Below are 15,371 nucleotides of genomic sequence, written 5' to 3'. Positions count from 1 at the left end.
ATCACTACAAATAAAAATACTATTAGCTCGTGTAGTGAATATATACATCTCTTTGAGGATGGGCCAATAGAAAACAATCGCTCGGTACGGAGAAAACCGGAATCGAAACGAATTATTAGAAATCGAAAGGCCGCAAAGGTCTTATTTTAAGTATAAGTTTATGACAGTAAAAACTCCTGAGCATAAAAAAGCTATTAAGCAAGGTATGCTCTCAAACGTCATGCGACAATTTGATAATGCCGCGGACATCATTGGATTAAACTCTAACATCAGAAAGATTTTAGAAGTAACCAATAATGAACTGGTCGTTCATTTTCCTGTAAGAATGGATAATGGCGAGGTTGAAATATTCACGGGTTATAGGGTACAACATAATAACGCTCTTGGACCGTACAAAGGTGGCTTACGTTATCACCCAACGGTAGATATAGATGCAGCACGCGCCTTGGCTATGTGGATGACCTGGAAAACTTCTTTGGCGGGATTACCGTACGGAGGTGCAAAGGGGGGGATTCAATTGGATCCTACCAAATATTCTAATGCAGAACTAGAGCGTATTACTAGAAGGTTTACGTATGCATTGGGAGATAACATTGGACCTGAATTAGATATTCCTGCTCCAGATGTAAATACCAACCCACAGACTATGGCGTGGATTTTAGACACTTATATGTCTACAAAATCGCCTGCAGAAAGGTCTACAAACATGCACGTTGTTACCGGTAAACCAATTGGTGCCGGTGGTTCTCAAGGTAGAGATAGAGCAACGGGTTATGGTGTTTTCCTTAATATTAAATTCTGGGCAGAACACAAGAAAATTGACTTGAAAGACAAACGTTTTACTGTTCAAGGTTTTGGTAATGTAGGATATTGGGCCGCTTATTTTCTTGAAAAAGAAGGTGCCTCTATGATTGCGGTTCAAGATGCTTACGGAAGTATTATTAACGAAGAAGGTATTTCTGTAGACGATTTATTGGCATATACTAAAGCAAATAAAGGCAGTATCATGGGCTTTGCAGGAGCAGAGACTCTGGACAAGGCAAACTTCTTTGGTTTGGATTGCGATATCTGTATACCAGCTGCATTAGGAAATGTAATTACTGCTGCTAATGCCCCAAAAATAAAGGCGTATCTAATTGCAGAAGGTGCAAACGGACCTACCGATGTTGAGGCAGAAGAGATTTTACTGGAAAAAGGAGTTACCATTTTACCGGATATTCTATGTAATTCTGGTGGGGTAATAGGAAGTTATTTTGAATGGCTTCAGAACCGAAACGGTGAAATCTGGCAAATGGACGAAGTATTAGAGAAACTGGAGAAAAAATTAAAAGAATCTTTTACTAAGGTAATGGAAACTTCAGCACAAAGAGGTATTGATATGCGTACAGCAGCGTTTATCATAGCAATAGAAAGGCTTGAGGAAACTTATGTTCAAAGAGGAATTTTTCCATAAATAAAAGTGAGATGAAATACGGTGGCTTGGTTATAGAAAAGAAAGAATATGTACTGTTGAAAAGGTTCATGAACCTTTCGGGCTATTACAAAGATGAAACTTTGCGTAAATCGGTAGAAAAATTAGTGGGTGAGCTAGAGTCGGCACAAATATATGATGAGGCAGAAATGCCCGAAGATGTTATTCGCTTTAATTCTACTATTACCATTGTCTCAGAAAATGGATGGCAAAAGAAGTTTAAGTTGGTCGTTCCCACAGAGAGTGATGTAAACAGTGGTAGAATATCAATATTAACGCCAATGGGTGCAGCTGTAATTGGTTATGCACAAGGTGATGCGTTAATATGGGATTTTCCTGCTGGCGAACAGCGTATGCTTATAGAACTTGTAGAACAAGAACATAAATACATTGACATAAATAGTATATAATATTAAAGGTAGCTAATCGGCGCTCTCCTTTTGGAAAGTAAATTAATGGCAATTTTTTTACTTGGCTAAAACCCAAAAGGGGAGACAAGCTATCTAAATTTTAGGCAAACTGGCTGAGGTAACTTCACTTCGTTACCTGTAAATGACAAAAGACCAGTGGCAGTATCTCTTTTAAATACTGCAATATTGTTAGACTTTCTATTCGCAACTAACAGAAAATTATTATCCGGTGATAAAGTGAAGTTTCTTGGCCAATCTCCTTGAACGAATTCTGTACCCAATAAATTCATTTGTCCATCATCCGAAACCGAAAAAATAGCAACACTATTATGCCCACGATTACTGGCATATAGAAATTTAGCATCATTACTCAAGTGAATATCTGCACACGCATTTGGGCCATCATATTCTTCTGGAAGAGTGCTCTTTTTATCAATTTTAGTAAATATCCCCGTTTTAGTATCCACATCTGCAGAGACAACCGAGCTATACAATTCATTAATAATGAAAACCCTGTTTTTTGTAGGGTGAAAAATAAGATGACGCGGCCCGTCACCCAGGTCTAATTGTAAAGCGGTATGTTCTTTTCCTAATGTACCGTCACTATTAATTGGGTAAGCTAATACTTTGTCAATTCCCAAATCTACGGCATAAAGAAAATCTCCAGCCTTACTAAATTTCACGCAATGTGCATGGGGAGACTTTTGATTGTCATGCGGCCCTTTACCTAAGTGTTGGCGAGCTTCTGGCTCACCCGTAATTTTTCCGTTTTCAGCTACTTTATATAGTACTATACCGCCTGAGCCGTAATTAGCAGCAGCAAGAAGGTCCTCATTCGGACTTAGTTCAATATAGCAAGCACCATCACCTTCACTAGATACATTAGCAACTTTATTTAACTTAACACCTTCATTATCCCACTCAAATGCAGATACACTACCTGGTTTTGTTCCGTTAGAAGAATACACCCTTTTTCCATCTTTAGAGAGGTACAGGTAACCTGAGTTGTTTTCTTTTACTAAATGTTCTGAGTTCGATAATTCGCCGGTTGTTGGATTAAAGTCTAGTTGATAAATACCTTGCTCATCTCCACTTGCGTGAGTACCTACCAATAGTTTTAAATTCGGTTTTTTAACCTCTTGTTCTACCTCTTTCATAGTAGTGCTTTTAGGTTCGTTCTTGCATGATATGACTACCGTTGCGAGGATAAAACATACTAAGTAATTGGAAAAATTTTTCATGTTAAAAATGAGGTTAATTTAGTGTTGAACGTCTAATTTAAGTTTCTTTTCAAGACCTAAGAAACCGTAAGATAACTCATAAAAGTTAACGTCCGTATTTTTAGGTATTTTGAGTTTGGAAGCAAATATCCCGGTATTTACACCAGTTTCCGTAAGCTGAATTTTTTCAACTTTCTCACCTTGTTTTAAAAGTACCCAACCTTTATCTATGGCGTTTCTATCAATATTTAAGGCGGCATTTAGTTGTATGGTAATGGTTTGACCTGGTTTTACAGATGAGATTTCTTTTTTAAAATCACTATTAAAGACTTTAAGTTTGTGGCTGCCTAATGTAGAAAAGGTTAAGGTGGCTTGCCAGCCTCGGTTAGAAACTCCCCAGCCTTCGGTTGCGTAGGCATTTTTACCAAAAACCCGACCTTCATTTTTTCCTTCAATCTTCTCAATTTTTTCAGCAATTGGGAATTGACTGTCTAAAGGAGAACCATCTAATGTGCCTCTTACGCTGCCCAATTCTCCATAACCCTTTGGGTGGGATTGCGGCCAACCATTTTCAACACCGTCCCAATACCCGCCAATTTTCAGACGGGCTTCACTTTTATTGCTCAGGTGAGTTCCTACAGGGTTAACACCAAATACAAAATCTGTCTGAGCCCAACCCAAAGCCCTAAGGTCAGGGTCATTCAGTAGATGAGCTACGGCGAACATAGAACCGCCCAAAGCGGGTGCGCCGCCTAATTCTTTAGTTTTTGGATGTGCCCATTCCGTTTCGCTATGCTTGCGGTATTTCCAGAAATTATTGCTCTTTTGCTTTATATGTAGCGCCCAGTCTTCAAGTTTCTCTTTGGTTCCTTCAGGAGCTTTTTCTGGAGCTAAAAGAAGGAAGTAAGCTAGAGCCTGTGGTGTAATATGTTCGGCATTTCTTATCCACCACATGTGTCGTGGATTATTGAAATCCCAATTATTTATAATATCCGAAGCGCCTGATTGCGCCCATTTTAAGAACTTATCCGGAGAGCCATCTTTTTCATGTTTTTCGGACTCATACATAAGAAGATTACGAAAAACGGATTGCCCGTAGGCGTTACCCATTTCATTGAATTCCTGAAAACCTTCATCTACCCATTTGGTACTATACGTCCAGAACCGAACTACTTTATGACGGTCATACGCTTCCCAATTATCCAAACAAACTTTTCTATATTTCTGATAGGTTTCTTCGGCTAAATAGGGTTTTAAAAATGAGTGGTATGCTGCACAAACTACTGCCAATTGGTCTAATGTATTCCAGTAATCATAGGTCATTCTGGGTTGACCTTGATAGCCCAAGGTGCCGTGACGTGTTTTTACCGGGCCGTTATAATCAACATATTTGTAAGCAAACTCAGCATGCCAAAGGATGAGGTCTATAAGGTCGGCTACTTTTTTATCACCCAATTCCGTTTTCCAATTATCAAAAAGGGCTGGATTACTTGCGTATTGCAATATTTCAAAAATGGTTTCAAGTCCGTAAGCCCCTCCATCACGTGTTGGACCGCCACCATATACGGCAGCCATATCGTAGGTGCTCAAATCATCGAATCCGCGGACGTCAACAAAAAAATCATAACCTAATTTAGAGGATGTCGTTTCCAAAAGATAGTCTGCTACTAAAAACGGAACCGAACTGCCGTGTCCATCAACTTTAATTACAAATTCGTCTTGAGTTTCTTTTGGCTCAAATTCCGAAAACCACCCTTCGTTATTTAGCATTTTTCCTTCAAACACAACTTTAGAAGTGGTGGTGCTTATAATATGGAAAGGCGTATCATTTTCAGCACCATAGCACACAAAACGTTTGGATTCCCCTAAGTTATAGCCCAATTGGTTTACATATGGTTCATACTTTTTTGAATCAGATGTTGTTTCCTGTGCGTTACAATAAGCAGAGGCACATAGTAAGGCAGCTAGCAGTATTCTTTTCATCAGTTTTTAGTTACTTATAAACAATATATTTTACTCGTTTACCGCGTATTGAACCCTTAGCTTACCAAGTTCTTTTTTCATCTCTAAAACTTGCTTTGCCGCAGCAGATGAGTTGTAGATATTGTCCATCTCCGAAGGGTCTTTTTCCAAATCGTAAAATTCCCATTCTTCCCCGTTTGGAACATCTTCTCCGTAAAAACGAATAAGCTTATAACGTTTATTGGCAACACCTTCATGCTTACGAACTGCATGAGCGCCCGGATACTCGTAGTAATGGTAGTACATGGATTTTCGCCAATCTTTAGGAGCTTTTCCTTCTAAAAGGGGTACGACACTTTTACCCTGCATGTCATCTGGAATAGGAGCATCGGCAAGGTCAAGAAAGGTTTCGGCAAAGTCAATGTTTTGTACCAAATCGGTATTTACGCTTCCAGCCTTAACTTTTCCAGGCCATTTTACAATAAGCGGTGTCCGAAACGATTCTTCATACATAAAACGCTTATCAAACCAACCGTGTTCGCCCATATAAAAACCTTGGTCAGAAGAGTAGATTACTATGGTGTTTTCATCAAGACCTTGCTCTTTAAGTGATTTCATTATTTGACCCACACTTTCATCTACCGACCAAATACAACGTAAATAATCTTTCATGTACGTTTGGTATTTCCATTTAACAAGCTCTTTGCCTTTAAGATTGTCTTGGGCAAATTTTGCGTAACGTTCCTTATACCTTGGGTCGTTAGCATAACGTTCGCCTTCAGCCTTTAAATCGGAATCAATTTTCATGCTTGTGGCAATGTCCATTTCTTGTTTATGTGCTGCTGTAGTACGTGTAGCATAATCGTCAAAAAAGTTATCCGGTTCAGGAATTTCTATATCCTCATATTTGTTCATGTAGCGTTCTGCCGGATCCCAGTTACGGTGCGGAGCTTTGTGGTGTACCATCATCATAAATGGCTTGTCTTGGTCTCGTTCGTTTTCTAACCAATTCAGGGCACGTTCTGTAATGACGTCGGTAACATATTCACCTTTGTAATTTGTATCGCCTTCCTCAGTAATAAAATCCGGGTTGTAATATTTTCCTTGTCCAGGAAGAACTTCCCAATAATCAAAACCTTGCATTTTTCCCGGAAGGTGAATTTTCCCGATCATAGCAGTTTGGTAACCGTTGGTACGCAGAATTTTTTGAAACTGCTGCTGATCATGGTCAAAAACGGTTTTCTTAGTGTTGTCCAGTTTTTTATGAAGATGGCTCATTTTACCCGTCAATAATGTAGCTCTACTTGGTGCACAGATTGAGTTTTCTACATAGGCCTTATCAAAACGCATTCCTTGTGCGGCCAGTTTATCTATGTTAGGAGTTGGGTTTAAACTTTGTAGTCTACCACCATAAGCTCCAATAGTTTGGTAAGAATGGTCATCAGAAAAAATCCAGACAATATTAGGTTTCTTTTCTTGGGCAATAGTGAGTAATGGGAGCAGGTAAGCTACCAGACAGATTAGTTTATTCAGTTTCATATTGTGGTATTTATTAGTTTAGTTATTTCAAGATTGGCAAGGTGTTCTTTATAATTTGCCAATCTCTCTATTTTCGGTTCCAGACTCGATACCTACATTTAAATCTCCCAGTTCTTTACGGGCTTTTTCTACAGCTACCATCAATTCTTTTACTTTTTCCGGGTGATAGGCAATTACATTATATCGTTCTCCTGGATCACGCATCATATTATAAAGTTCAGGCTGTTCTACAACAGTCTTTATTCTTTGTCCGCCGTACCCATCGTTGCCGCTTTCTGTATTATAGCTACTATAGGTATGGGGAAGCACGAGTTTCCAATTGCCTTTTCGAACTCCGTTTAAGTTATTTTTTCCGTGGTAGTATAAAATGGTATTTCGAGGTTCGCTGTTTAATTCGCCTCTCCAAAGCGAAGAAATATCTACGCCGTCTATTTTATTGTTGGATAGTTTTCCGTTGGTAATCGCCGCGAATGTGGGAAGCAAATCAACCGCACAAGCCAATTTATGAGAAACGGTTCCTTCTGGAGTATTTCCAGGCCACCGAATGATAAAAGGAACCCGTTGGCCGCCTTCCCAGCTGGTGGTTTTCCCTTCTCTTAATCCGCCCGAGGAGCCTGCATGATTACCAAAGTTTAACCAAGGTCCGTTATCTGTAGTAAAAATAAAAATAGTGTTATCCGCAACACCATTTCGTTTTAAGGCTTTATCTATTTCACCTACGGACCAATCAATCTCCATCATAACATCGCCATAAAGACCCTGCTCACTCTTGCCTCTAAATTTGTCCGATACACCTAAAGGAATGTGTCCCATAGTATGGGGCACGTATAGAAAAAAGGGTTCGTTAGAATTTCTGTTTATAAAATCTACCGCTTTTTCTGTGTATAGGGTAGTTAACTTGTCTTGGTCTTTTAAGCTTTTAACGTACGCTATGGTTTCGTTTCCTTCTATAATTGGTAAATCAGGAAACTGAGCTCTGTTCTTCTCTGCAGAAAGATGTTCTCCGGTAGCGCTGTCATGCGGCCACATATCATTGGAGTAGGGTAGGCCAACAAACTCATCAAAACCATGTTGTAACGGTAAAAACTCTTTCTGCCATCCCAAGTGCCATTTTCCAAAACAAGCTGTTTTATAATCCTGTTCTTTGAACATTTCAGCAATAGTAAGTTCATCTTTGTTCAAACCGATTTCATGTCGTGGAAATAGAGCACCGGAAAACCCGATTCTATTGGGATAACACCCAGTTAGTATTCCCGCTCTTGAAGCACTGCATACAGGCTGTGCGGAGTAATAATTAGTAAAACGTGTTCCTTTGGCGGCCAGTTGGTCAATGTTAGGGGTTTCAAATCCTGTAGCGCCATATACGCCCACATCACCATAACCCTCGTCATCAATAAAAACCAGAACTACATTGGGACGGTCTTTATCTTGGTTTTGGGCAATGGATAAATTAAAGGAAAGCAAAGCAATGAAAGCGAGAAAAATAGATGTGTTGTTCATGTAAACAGTGGTTTGGTAGTTTGTGTTCTAAGGAAAAAGACTTTTTTGATGAAAAAGAGGGTATGATAAGGCTCTGTCCAACAAAAAAGTCCTTTGCTAAATTTAAGATAATAATTAAGTTTTTACCACTGTTTAACAACCAGACATTAGACTGTTATAATTTTATATTGAAGCAAATTCTTATCGCCCTTCTGGGGTCTTATTTTGGTTGGGTGCCTGTGCAAAGTAAACTTCAGGTTTATGCCATACTCCTGTTTTTTTATAAGAAGGGTCATCAACGTCAAGGCTTAAGTCGCAATCAAATCTGGCCATAATAGAATATCCTTTCTTAGGAGTATTACTGGCATTGGTAAAATGGCAAAGCCCCCAAGAAACTCCTCTTCCGTCACCGGAATCTGTAAAGGCATCTGCAGCAAAAGGAGCAGCTGCAGTAGGTGCTAATGATACCACAGAAGCAATTTCAAAATTGACACCATCTTTTGCATATTGCATAGTGTACCTTTCATTACCATCTTTGATAGCCAACGTTGCTACACCTTCTTTAAATGGAAAGTAAGTGGTTTCATGCCCCGAGGTCATAACGGGGTTTAAAGGGTGTTTTTCAAAAGGGCCTAATGGGTCATTGGCTATAGCAAGACCATGGCCAACAGCATATTTATCGCGAATGTCAGGCCACTTATTGTAAGCGGCTTTATAGTATAAGTGAATTTTTCCTTTGTAAACAATTGGTTGCGGATCATGCGTAGCATCTTGATCCCAATCTCCTTTTTTTCCAAAGGGAATTACGGAGTCACCACCATGGGTCCAAGGGCCACTAGGTGAGTCTGCATACGAAACAGATACGGGGCACCAATCTCCTCGTAAACCACTAGGCTCATTAAATGCTTGATAGTATAAATAGTATTTTCCTTTCCATATCAAAATATCTGGTGTGGCAACTGAGCGCCATCCCGCTTTTGGCTTTTCTGGTCTCCCAACAGCTATGCCTTCTTCTTTCCATGTGGTTCCGTCTTCACTGGTAGCATACCAAATATCACATAAATCCCAATCCGTAGATGGAATTTCATCTGTAGCTTCATCAGCGCGGTCCCAACCAATTGGTGGTACTTTGGTATCTCTTTTGGTATAGTATAAATAGTATTTTCCGTCAACTAAAATAGGTCTAGAAGGATCACGTCTAGAAACGGTTCCATCTCCGTTGTGATAATCAAAACCTTTTAAACGAGTGTATTTAAATTGAGAAAAAAGCTCGTTATCCTGAACACGGGGAGTGGGGTAGTTGAACATACGTTCAGCCGATGCACTTAGTGGCATATCCGGTTTTTCCGAGGGTAATTTATGAGGGAAAACTTGGTGTTCAGTTGCTGTAATATCTTCTGATGTGGGGGACTTTATATTTGGCTTTTGGTCTGAACAAGCGATAAACGCACTAACCATTAGAAGGCTCAGTGCTGAATGCTTTAGAAAAGGGTTGATTTGCATGTTTAGTATTTTATAGTTTGAACTGAGTTTGTTTTGTAGTACTAACTTTAGTTAGCTATTTTTTCGATTTTCAACGGAATTTGTATGTTGAAAGACTCACGTATACCATTGGCATCAAGGGTGTCTGCAGCACATAGGAGGACAATAGGTTCGCCATTTTCTAAGTACACTTGTGGTCGTTCTAAATGTTCAAATTGTTGCGTTCTTCCGTTTTCCCATTCAACGATACGTTTTGATATTTCAAAATTCATAGCAGTATTCCAATGTATCCCATCCTCGGAATCGTAATGTACCAAAGAGAATTCGCGAGTTTTACCTTCGTGTTTTATACGTTTTACAATAGCTCTGAATTTACCGTCCTGGTACCAAATGTAAGGGTCTTCGGCAGGAAAGCGTTCGCCTTCAAAAGTAAAAACAGGTTCTGGATATTTCTTAAACGGGCCAGTAGGAGAATCTGCAATAGCCACCATATGAACAACAGGGCCACCTCCTGGAAGCGGGTCTTTTTTACCCACAGCCTTATACACCATTAAGATTTTACCATCTGGCATTTGACATACAGAAGGATTAGAAGTCATTAAAGCATCTAGGGCGTCTTCGTTAGGTGCAATATCCAACACAGGCTTATCAAATCGTTCCCATGGTCCGTTAGGTGAATCCGCTACAGCTACGCCTATACGTTGGTTATTACGGTGTACCCAGTTAATTTTAGGTTTGCCGGGAACACTTACAATTTTCTTATCTCCTGTATTACCCATATAATACAGATAATATTTTCCGTTAAATTTATGCACAGTAGGATTATGGGTTGTAGAACCATCCCAGAATTCTGCACCACGGTCCGGTAAGGCAAAGTCTTTATGCTCAAATGGACCAAAGGGCGATTCTGATACCGCATGGGCAATTACAGAGTAGTTTACCCATTCCCAGCCAATGTTTTTAGGCCATTGGGAGTAAAACATATGGTAAAGCCCATCTTCTCCTTTAACCATAGAACCACCCCAAATACTAAGACTGTCATTTCGGAATATAGACTCCGGTGAAACCTTTCCGAATTCTATTTTATAGTCGGGAACTGCTTTGGCGGTAGCCGCTTCATTTTTTGCTAATACAGTAGTTTCTGTATCCGATTTTTTTTCGCTTTTACATGAAAAGAGCAAAGAGACAATTGTTAAGCCCGCGATTAGATTCAGTTTTTTCATAGTTGTATTCTGTTTGTTGAACCGAGTTATGAAAGAGAAGCTCTTAACTCGTTATTTGTTTTATAGTTAATTTGAATTTTCAGAGTCGTTATCTATTAATATTTCTCAAAGTGTATACATACCTTGGTTTTGACCATTCACTTTCTCCTTTTTTTGTTTTTTTCATGATGCTCACAAAGTGTGGGTCGTCACCTTCAAAATCAATTACCGTCATTCCTTTTGTTCGTGTAGCATTTTTGAAAGGAAGGTAACTGGCTCTAGTGCCATACCTTACCACGTAGTCCGTATCATCAGCTTCACCAGAATACCCAACAACAAGCTTATCTCCAACTATAAAAGCATCCCAGATTACAGGCGGAAGCTCTTTACCACTGGGTCTGCCAGTACGTGTTTCGGAAGGTTTACTTATACCTTTCTCATTTGTAGCAACGAGCTGAAAAATATATTCTTTTCCGTTTTCCAAGTTTTCAATTTCCAAGAAGTTGGTTGTGGTTTTTTCGGATTTAACCAGTTCACCACTAGTGTTTTGATGAATAATATGGTAGGTGTCCGCACCAAAAACAGGATTAAAATGAATCCTAACTGATGTATTTCCAGGCTCTATTTCAGAAATGGAAGGCTGTTCAGGAACAGCAATAGCTATACTTTTTTTAAACCTATTGTAGCCATTTGGCGAAAGTAAATTTATGTGTAAGCTAGATATGTCTGTCAGGTATGGTTTCCAGTCAATATTATTTTCTGTTGGACCAGTTCCCGGTTTTAATACGGGTATTTCTATAGTTTTTTTGGCCAATGTGTCTCCTTTTGAATCATGGACAGACCATACTAAAAGGTGATTTTTTAAAGTGTAGCTAGGATAGTCTCCTAAGTTTTTAGGAGTAAGTGAAATCTTGGCATTTCCTTTTCTTACATCTAAATCTGATACTTCAATTTGTTGAATAGGGCTATGTTCATTTTCTATTCGATTATATAATTTTCGCTTTTGGCGCCAGGTATTTACAAGTCCCCAAACTCGGTTTTCCTCTGGTGAGGTAGCAGCATAACCACTTCGGTAGTCATTGAATGTCCATAATGATGCTCCAATCACAAAAGGATTCTTGCCTCGTAGACTGTTGTTCCACTCCGATATTTCGGGAATATCACCATCCAAAGAAGTGGTGGCCATAGGTTTTATACCATATTCTGAGATGAAAACAGGTTTGTTGGGCCATTTAGAACGCAAGGTTTTAAATACTTCATCTGGCTTACCTTGAAACGGATATAGATTGTGCATAATAATATCCACTAAACTATTGGGGTCGTTCTCTGGCGTAGCCGAATCTTTCCAACCACTATTGCTAACACAAGTAACCAAACGATGTTGGTCTAATTCATTTTTGACATAATCAATCGTTAATTTGGCATAATCAAAATGGTCTTTAAGTTCGTTGCCGACACTCCACCCAATAATACAGGGGTGGTTAATATCCCTTTCAATCATCTCTTTTAGCCATTGTTTGGCCAAGGGATAATGTGGAGCCGTAAATTCAGGATTGGTAAGTTCACGTACGTTAACTTCCTCAAAGATTAGGATACCTTTTTCATCACAGCGTTCAATCAACTTTTTATTCTGTGTACCGTGCATGATTCGCATAAAATTGGCACCTGCATTTTTCATGAGGTCCACATCTTTATTGATCAAATATTGCGGTTCAGAAGAGCCCCAATATCTATGGTCACTCACGCGGTTAAAACCAGCCAGACGTACAGGTTCTCCATTTAAGATTAATTGGGAATCCGTCAATTCTATTTTTCTAATTCCAAAACGGTCTTTCTGAGTATCTAAGACTTGCTCGTTTTCGGTAGCGGTAGTTGTAATGTGATATAAATTAGGCGTATCAAAATGCCATAATTTTACATCATTTGCAGGCAACGTAGTTGCTAATTGAACTTCTTTAGTGCTGTTTGCAGGTATGGTAATCGTATGTTGTAAGTCGGGCGTAGATGCTTCGTCAATTGTAGAAGCTAATAAAATGGTTCTATTTTGTGCCGATGAGTTTTTGACGCGGATTTTAAGTTGCAAATTCGCCGAACCTCTTTTTAGGTCAGGGTCTGCATGAATATATTGATAACTGATGCGCACATCATTGTTTTTGACCAGATGAACATCTCGGATAATTCCACCCCAGTTCCAAGTAGCACCTACTAACGCGTTGTTGTCTGCCTCTACGGCCAAAATATTCTGCCCGTTAAAATTCAGTTTATCGGTTACATCAAATTCAAAAGGGGTAAAGCCACCTTGGTGACTGCCTACCAGTTCTCCGTTCAAAAAGACTTTGGCAATGTGGTAAACGGCATCAAACTTAAGGCGCACTCTTTCTTTTGAGTTCGCTTTCCAGTTTTTGGGAAGATTGAAATTTTTGCGGTACCAGCCCTTTCCTGTGTAATTTGAATATTCATTAAGCATTCCCCAATGTCCCGGTACGCTCAAGTCGTTCCAGTTAGAATCATCAAAATCTGATTGAAAAATAGTCGCTTTCTCTGCAACAGATGTTTCCATTTTATCTTTAGAAACAGGTCTGAACATTACTGCATCTGCAGCTACTGAACTAGCAGTTATTGCAGTTACTTCAATATAATTATCGTCTGAAGTATTGAAACTGAAGACCCCCAAACTTAACCATTGATCACACCGATTACGTTGGTTAAAATAAGAAGGAGTAGTGCCATTGGCATGCTTAACATTCACTTCTGCTGTTAAATGGACTGCAAACGGAAAACGGACGAGAGCTTCGTAAAGACCAGATGGTAATAAATTTGGGCTATAGCGAACGTAATTGCTCTCGGATTCCCCCGTTTTGAAATCCCTTTGTAAGTAATTTTTGCCAAAAAAACCAGAGCCACGTTCTCCTTCTGTTTTTGTGCTCCATTCACCTTTTACCGTAACCTGAGTTTGATCGGTGTTGTCTATTACGATATCTTCAGCAGTTTCGGAAATATCGATATAATTTGAGCCTTCACCATAAATGGTGTGGAATTTCCAATTACCACTAAGTAAAAGTTGCTCCTCACTAGAGGAATTATCTTTTTCCGTTTGGGCATAACAAATTCCAAAGACAAGAAAGAGTATACGGAATGCCAAATACTTTAAATTCATAAACTTCTAATAGTTTTTCTTAACGAACGGGTGTTTTACTTTTGATTTAGGTTCGCGAAAGACCCATGGCTTCCAAGTTTCATAGCGTTCCTTCCATTCTTCAAGTGTTCTAGTTGGATATTTTGAAGATAGTCCGCCTTCCCTAAATTCTTGGGAAACACCTTCATCCTTTATAGATTTTCTCCAAACATACAATTCTTCCAAAAGTTTATCCTTAACATCTCCGTAGTGTAAATCATTGGCAAGATTATTTAGTTCGTAAGGGTCTTTTTCAATATCGAAAAGCTCAAACTCGGGCTTTGTTGGGGCAAAGAATTTAGCTTGGTCTTCGTTAAGCTTCCCTTCCATGTACATGATGTTCATCTCGGCCAACATAGGATACATATCCTCTTTATAACCACTGTATTGCAACCATGCACGCTCTGGCATTAAATTATGAATTAATTTATATTTTTTAGAGCGAATAGTACGCATAGCATCATGAGTGCCGCCCATTCTACCTCTTGCAGCAAAAATGTATTCCCGGTTCTTAGATTCTTCTTCAAAGAGGTTTTTTCCTTGCAACTCATGCTTTGGTTTGGCTCCTGCAACTTCTAGAATAGTAGCGGTAATATCAATAGTCTGGACAATATCTGTATTTACTTGCGCGGGGGCAATTTTGCCAGGCCATTTTATAATCATTGGCACTTGAAGACCCGGGTCATATAAAAATTGTTTTCCACGGATATGACATCGGCCGTTATCTCCAATTAGGAAAATTAATGTGTTTTCGGCAAGGCCTTCTTTTTCTAATCGTTTTAGGATATCGCCAATTTCGCGATCGCAGACTTGCATTTGTTCTAGACCATTGGCCCAATCCCGTCTGGCAAAAGGTGTATCTGCATAGTAGGGAGGAAGCTCTATTTTGGCAGGATCAATAGGGTTTTTAGGGTCCCTGTTCCAAGCTCTGTGAGTTCCTCCTAATGTAATCTGAGCGAAAAAAGGTTGTCCTTCTTCGCGTTCTTTCCAATCTTCACCCATAAAACCTAAATCACCACTAAAATTGGCATCTGTTTTATTATACATCATTAAAGCGGTGAAATACCCAGCCTCTTTTAATAGAACCGGCATAGGTTCAATATCGTAGGGTAAAGGCTTTTTTTCGTCTTTTGAGGTCCTATGCTGTTGTGCACCAATATAATTCTGGTGATAGCCTGTGAGCATGGCTGAACGAGAAGTTGAACATACGGGAGAGGTGCAAAAAGCATTGGTGTAGCGTATGCCTTCTGAAGCTAATTTGTCCGTCACCGGCGTTTCTATTCCCGGAGTACCGTAGCAGCCCAAGTCAAGACCCCAATCTTCCAACATAATCCAAACAATGTTGGGGCGTTCTGTAGTATTGTTTTGTGCTAAGGTAATTTGACACGAAAACAGTGTTAAAGTAGAAAGTAAAAAAAAGTGTTTTTTCAT

Annotated in this window: 10 protein-coding genes; 2 read left to right on the top strand and 8 right to left on the bottom strand. The window is 39.4% G+C overall.

Features of this window, described 5'->3' with window-relative positions; genetic code table 11:
- Positions 1–160: 160 nt before the first annotated feature.
- Positions 161–1,453, top strand: coding sequence for a Glu/Leu/Phe/Val family dehydrogenase (locus tag HW347_RS09080; RefSeq protein ID WP_214611588.1), 1,293 nt, complete (start codon positions 161–163; stop codon positions 1,451–1,453).
- Between the two features lie 11 nt (positions 1,454–1,464).
- On the top strand, positions 1,465–1,881 hold the full coding sequence (locus HW347_RS09075) for a GreA/GreB family elongation factor (protein ID WP_214611587.1): 417 nt from the start codon (positions 1,465–1,467) through the stop codon (positions 1,879–1,881).
- Between the two features lie 89 nt (positions 1,882–1,970).
- Here the strand turns inward: HW347_RS09075 and HW347_RS09070 are convergent, their stop codons facing one another.
- From HW347_RS09070 to HW347_RS09035, 8 genes are all read right to left on the bottom strand, one after another.
- Positions 1,971–3,038: a lactonase family protein gene (locus HW347_RS09070; protein ID WP_214611586.1), complete on the bottom strand. Its 1,068-nt coding sequence runs from the start codon at positions 3,036–3,038 to the stop codon at positions 1,971–1,973.
- A gap of 102 nt (positions 3,039–3,140) precedes the next feature.
- Entirely contained in the window at positions 3,141–5,084 is a 1,944-nt protein-coding gene (locus HW347_RS09065; RefSeq protein ID WP_214611585.1) for a cellulase N-terminal Ig-like domain-containing protein, read from the bottom strand.
- A gap of 30 nt (positions 5,085–5,114) precedes the next feature.
- Complete coding sequence (locus tag HW347_RS09060) at positions 5,115–6,602, bottom strand: sulfatase family protein (RefSeq protein WP_214611584.1); 1,488 nt, start codon at positions 6,600–6,602, stop codon at positions 5,115–5,117.
- Between the two features lie 48 nt (positions 6,603–6,650).
- A complete protein-coding gene (locus HW347_RS09055; RefSeq protein WP_214611583.1) occupies positions 6,651–8,102 on the bottom strand; it encodes a sulfatase family protein in 1,452 nt (483 codons plus the stop codon).
- Positions 8,103–8,282: 180 nt separating this feature from the next.
- Positions 8,283–9,584, bottom strand: a complete 1,302-nt coding sequence (locus HW347_RS09050; RefSeq protein ID WP_214611582.1) for a glycoside hydrolase family 117 protein — start codon at positions 9,582–9,584, stop codon at positions 8,283–8,285.
- Between the two features lie 47 nt (positions 9,585–9,631).
- On the bottom strand, positions 9,632–10,786 hold the full coding sequence (locus HW347_RS09045; RefSeq protein ID WP_214611581.1) for a glycoside hydrolase family protein: 1,155 nt from the start codon (positions 10,784–10,786) through the stop codon (positions 9,632–9,634).
- Positions 10,787–10,874: 88 nt separating this feature from the next.
- Positions 10,875–13,922 carry a glycoside hydrolase family 2 TIM barrel-domain containing protein gene (locus tag HW347_RS09040; RefSeq protein WP_214611580.1) on the bottom strand — a complete coding sequence of 1,016 codons (3,048 nt, stop codon included), beginning with the start codon at positions 13,920–13,922 and terminating at the stop codon, positions 10,875–10,877.
- Between the two features lie 6 nt (positions 13,923–13,928).
- A complete protein-coding gene (locus tag HW347_RS09035) occupies positions 13,929–15,371 on the bottom strand; it encodes a sulfatase family protein (protein ID WP_214611579.1) in 1,443 nt (480 codons plus the stop codon).

The sequence above is a fragment of the Zobellia barbeyronii genome (assembly GCF_018603515.1).
GTDB lineage: Bacteria > Bacteroidota > Bacteroidia > Flavobacteriales > Flavobacteriaceae > Zobellia > Zobellia barbeyronii.
The sequence above is the reverse complement of the archived record's forward strand: the minus strand, read 5'-3'. Positions and strand labels throughout refer to the sequence as shown.

What these genes read in the sequence shown, in the direction of transcription:
- HW347_RS09080 (WP_214611588.1), top strand. Translation starts at nt 161, where the DNA reads ATGACAGTAAAAACTCCTGAGCATAAAAAAGCTATTAAGCAAGGTATG.
- HW347_RS09055 (WP_214611583.1), bottom strand. Translation starts at nt 8,102, where the DNA reads ATGAACAACACATCTATTTTTCTCGCTTTCATTGCTTTGCTTTCCTTT.
- HW347_RS09045 (WP_214611581.1), bottom strand. Translation starts at nt 10,786, where the DNA reads ATGAAAAAACTGAATCTAATCGCGGGCTTAACAATTGTCTCTTTGCTC.
- HW347_RS09040 (WP_214611580.1), bottom strand. Translation starts at nt 13,922, where the DNA reads ATGAATTTAAAGTATTTGGCATTCCGTATACTCTTTCTTGTCTTTGGA.
- HW347_RS09065 (WP_214611585.1), bottom strand. Translation starts at nt 5,084, where the DNA reads ATGAAAAGAATACTGCTAGCTGCCTTACTATGTGCCTCTGCTTATTGT.
- HW347_RS09075 (WP_214611587.1), top strand. Translation starts at nt 1,465, where the DNA reads ATGAAATACGGTGGCTTGGTTATAGAAAAGAAAGAATATGTACTGTTG.
- HW347_RS09070 (WP_214611586.1), bottom strand. Translation starts at nt 3,038, where the DNA reads ATGAAAGAGGTAGAACAAGAGGTTAAAAAACCGAATTTAAAACTATTG.
- HW347_RS09050 (WP_214611582.1), bottom strand. Translation starts at nt 9,584, where the DNA reads ATGCAAATCAACCCTTTTCTAAAGCATTCAGCACTGAGCCTTCTAATG.
- HW347_RS09035 (WP_214611579.1), bottom strand. Translation starts at nt 15,371, where the DNA reads ATGAAAAAACACTTTTTTTTACTTTCTACTTTAACACTGTTTTCGTGT.
- HW347_RS09060 (WP_214611584.1), bottom strand. Translation starts at nt 6,602, where the DNA reads ATGAAACTGAATAAACTAATCTGTCTGGTAGCTTACCTGCTCCCATTA.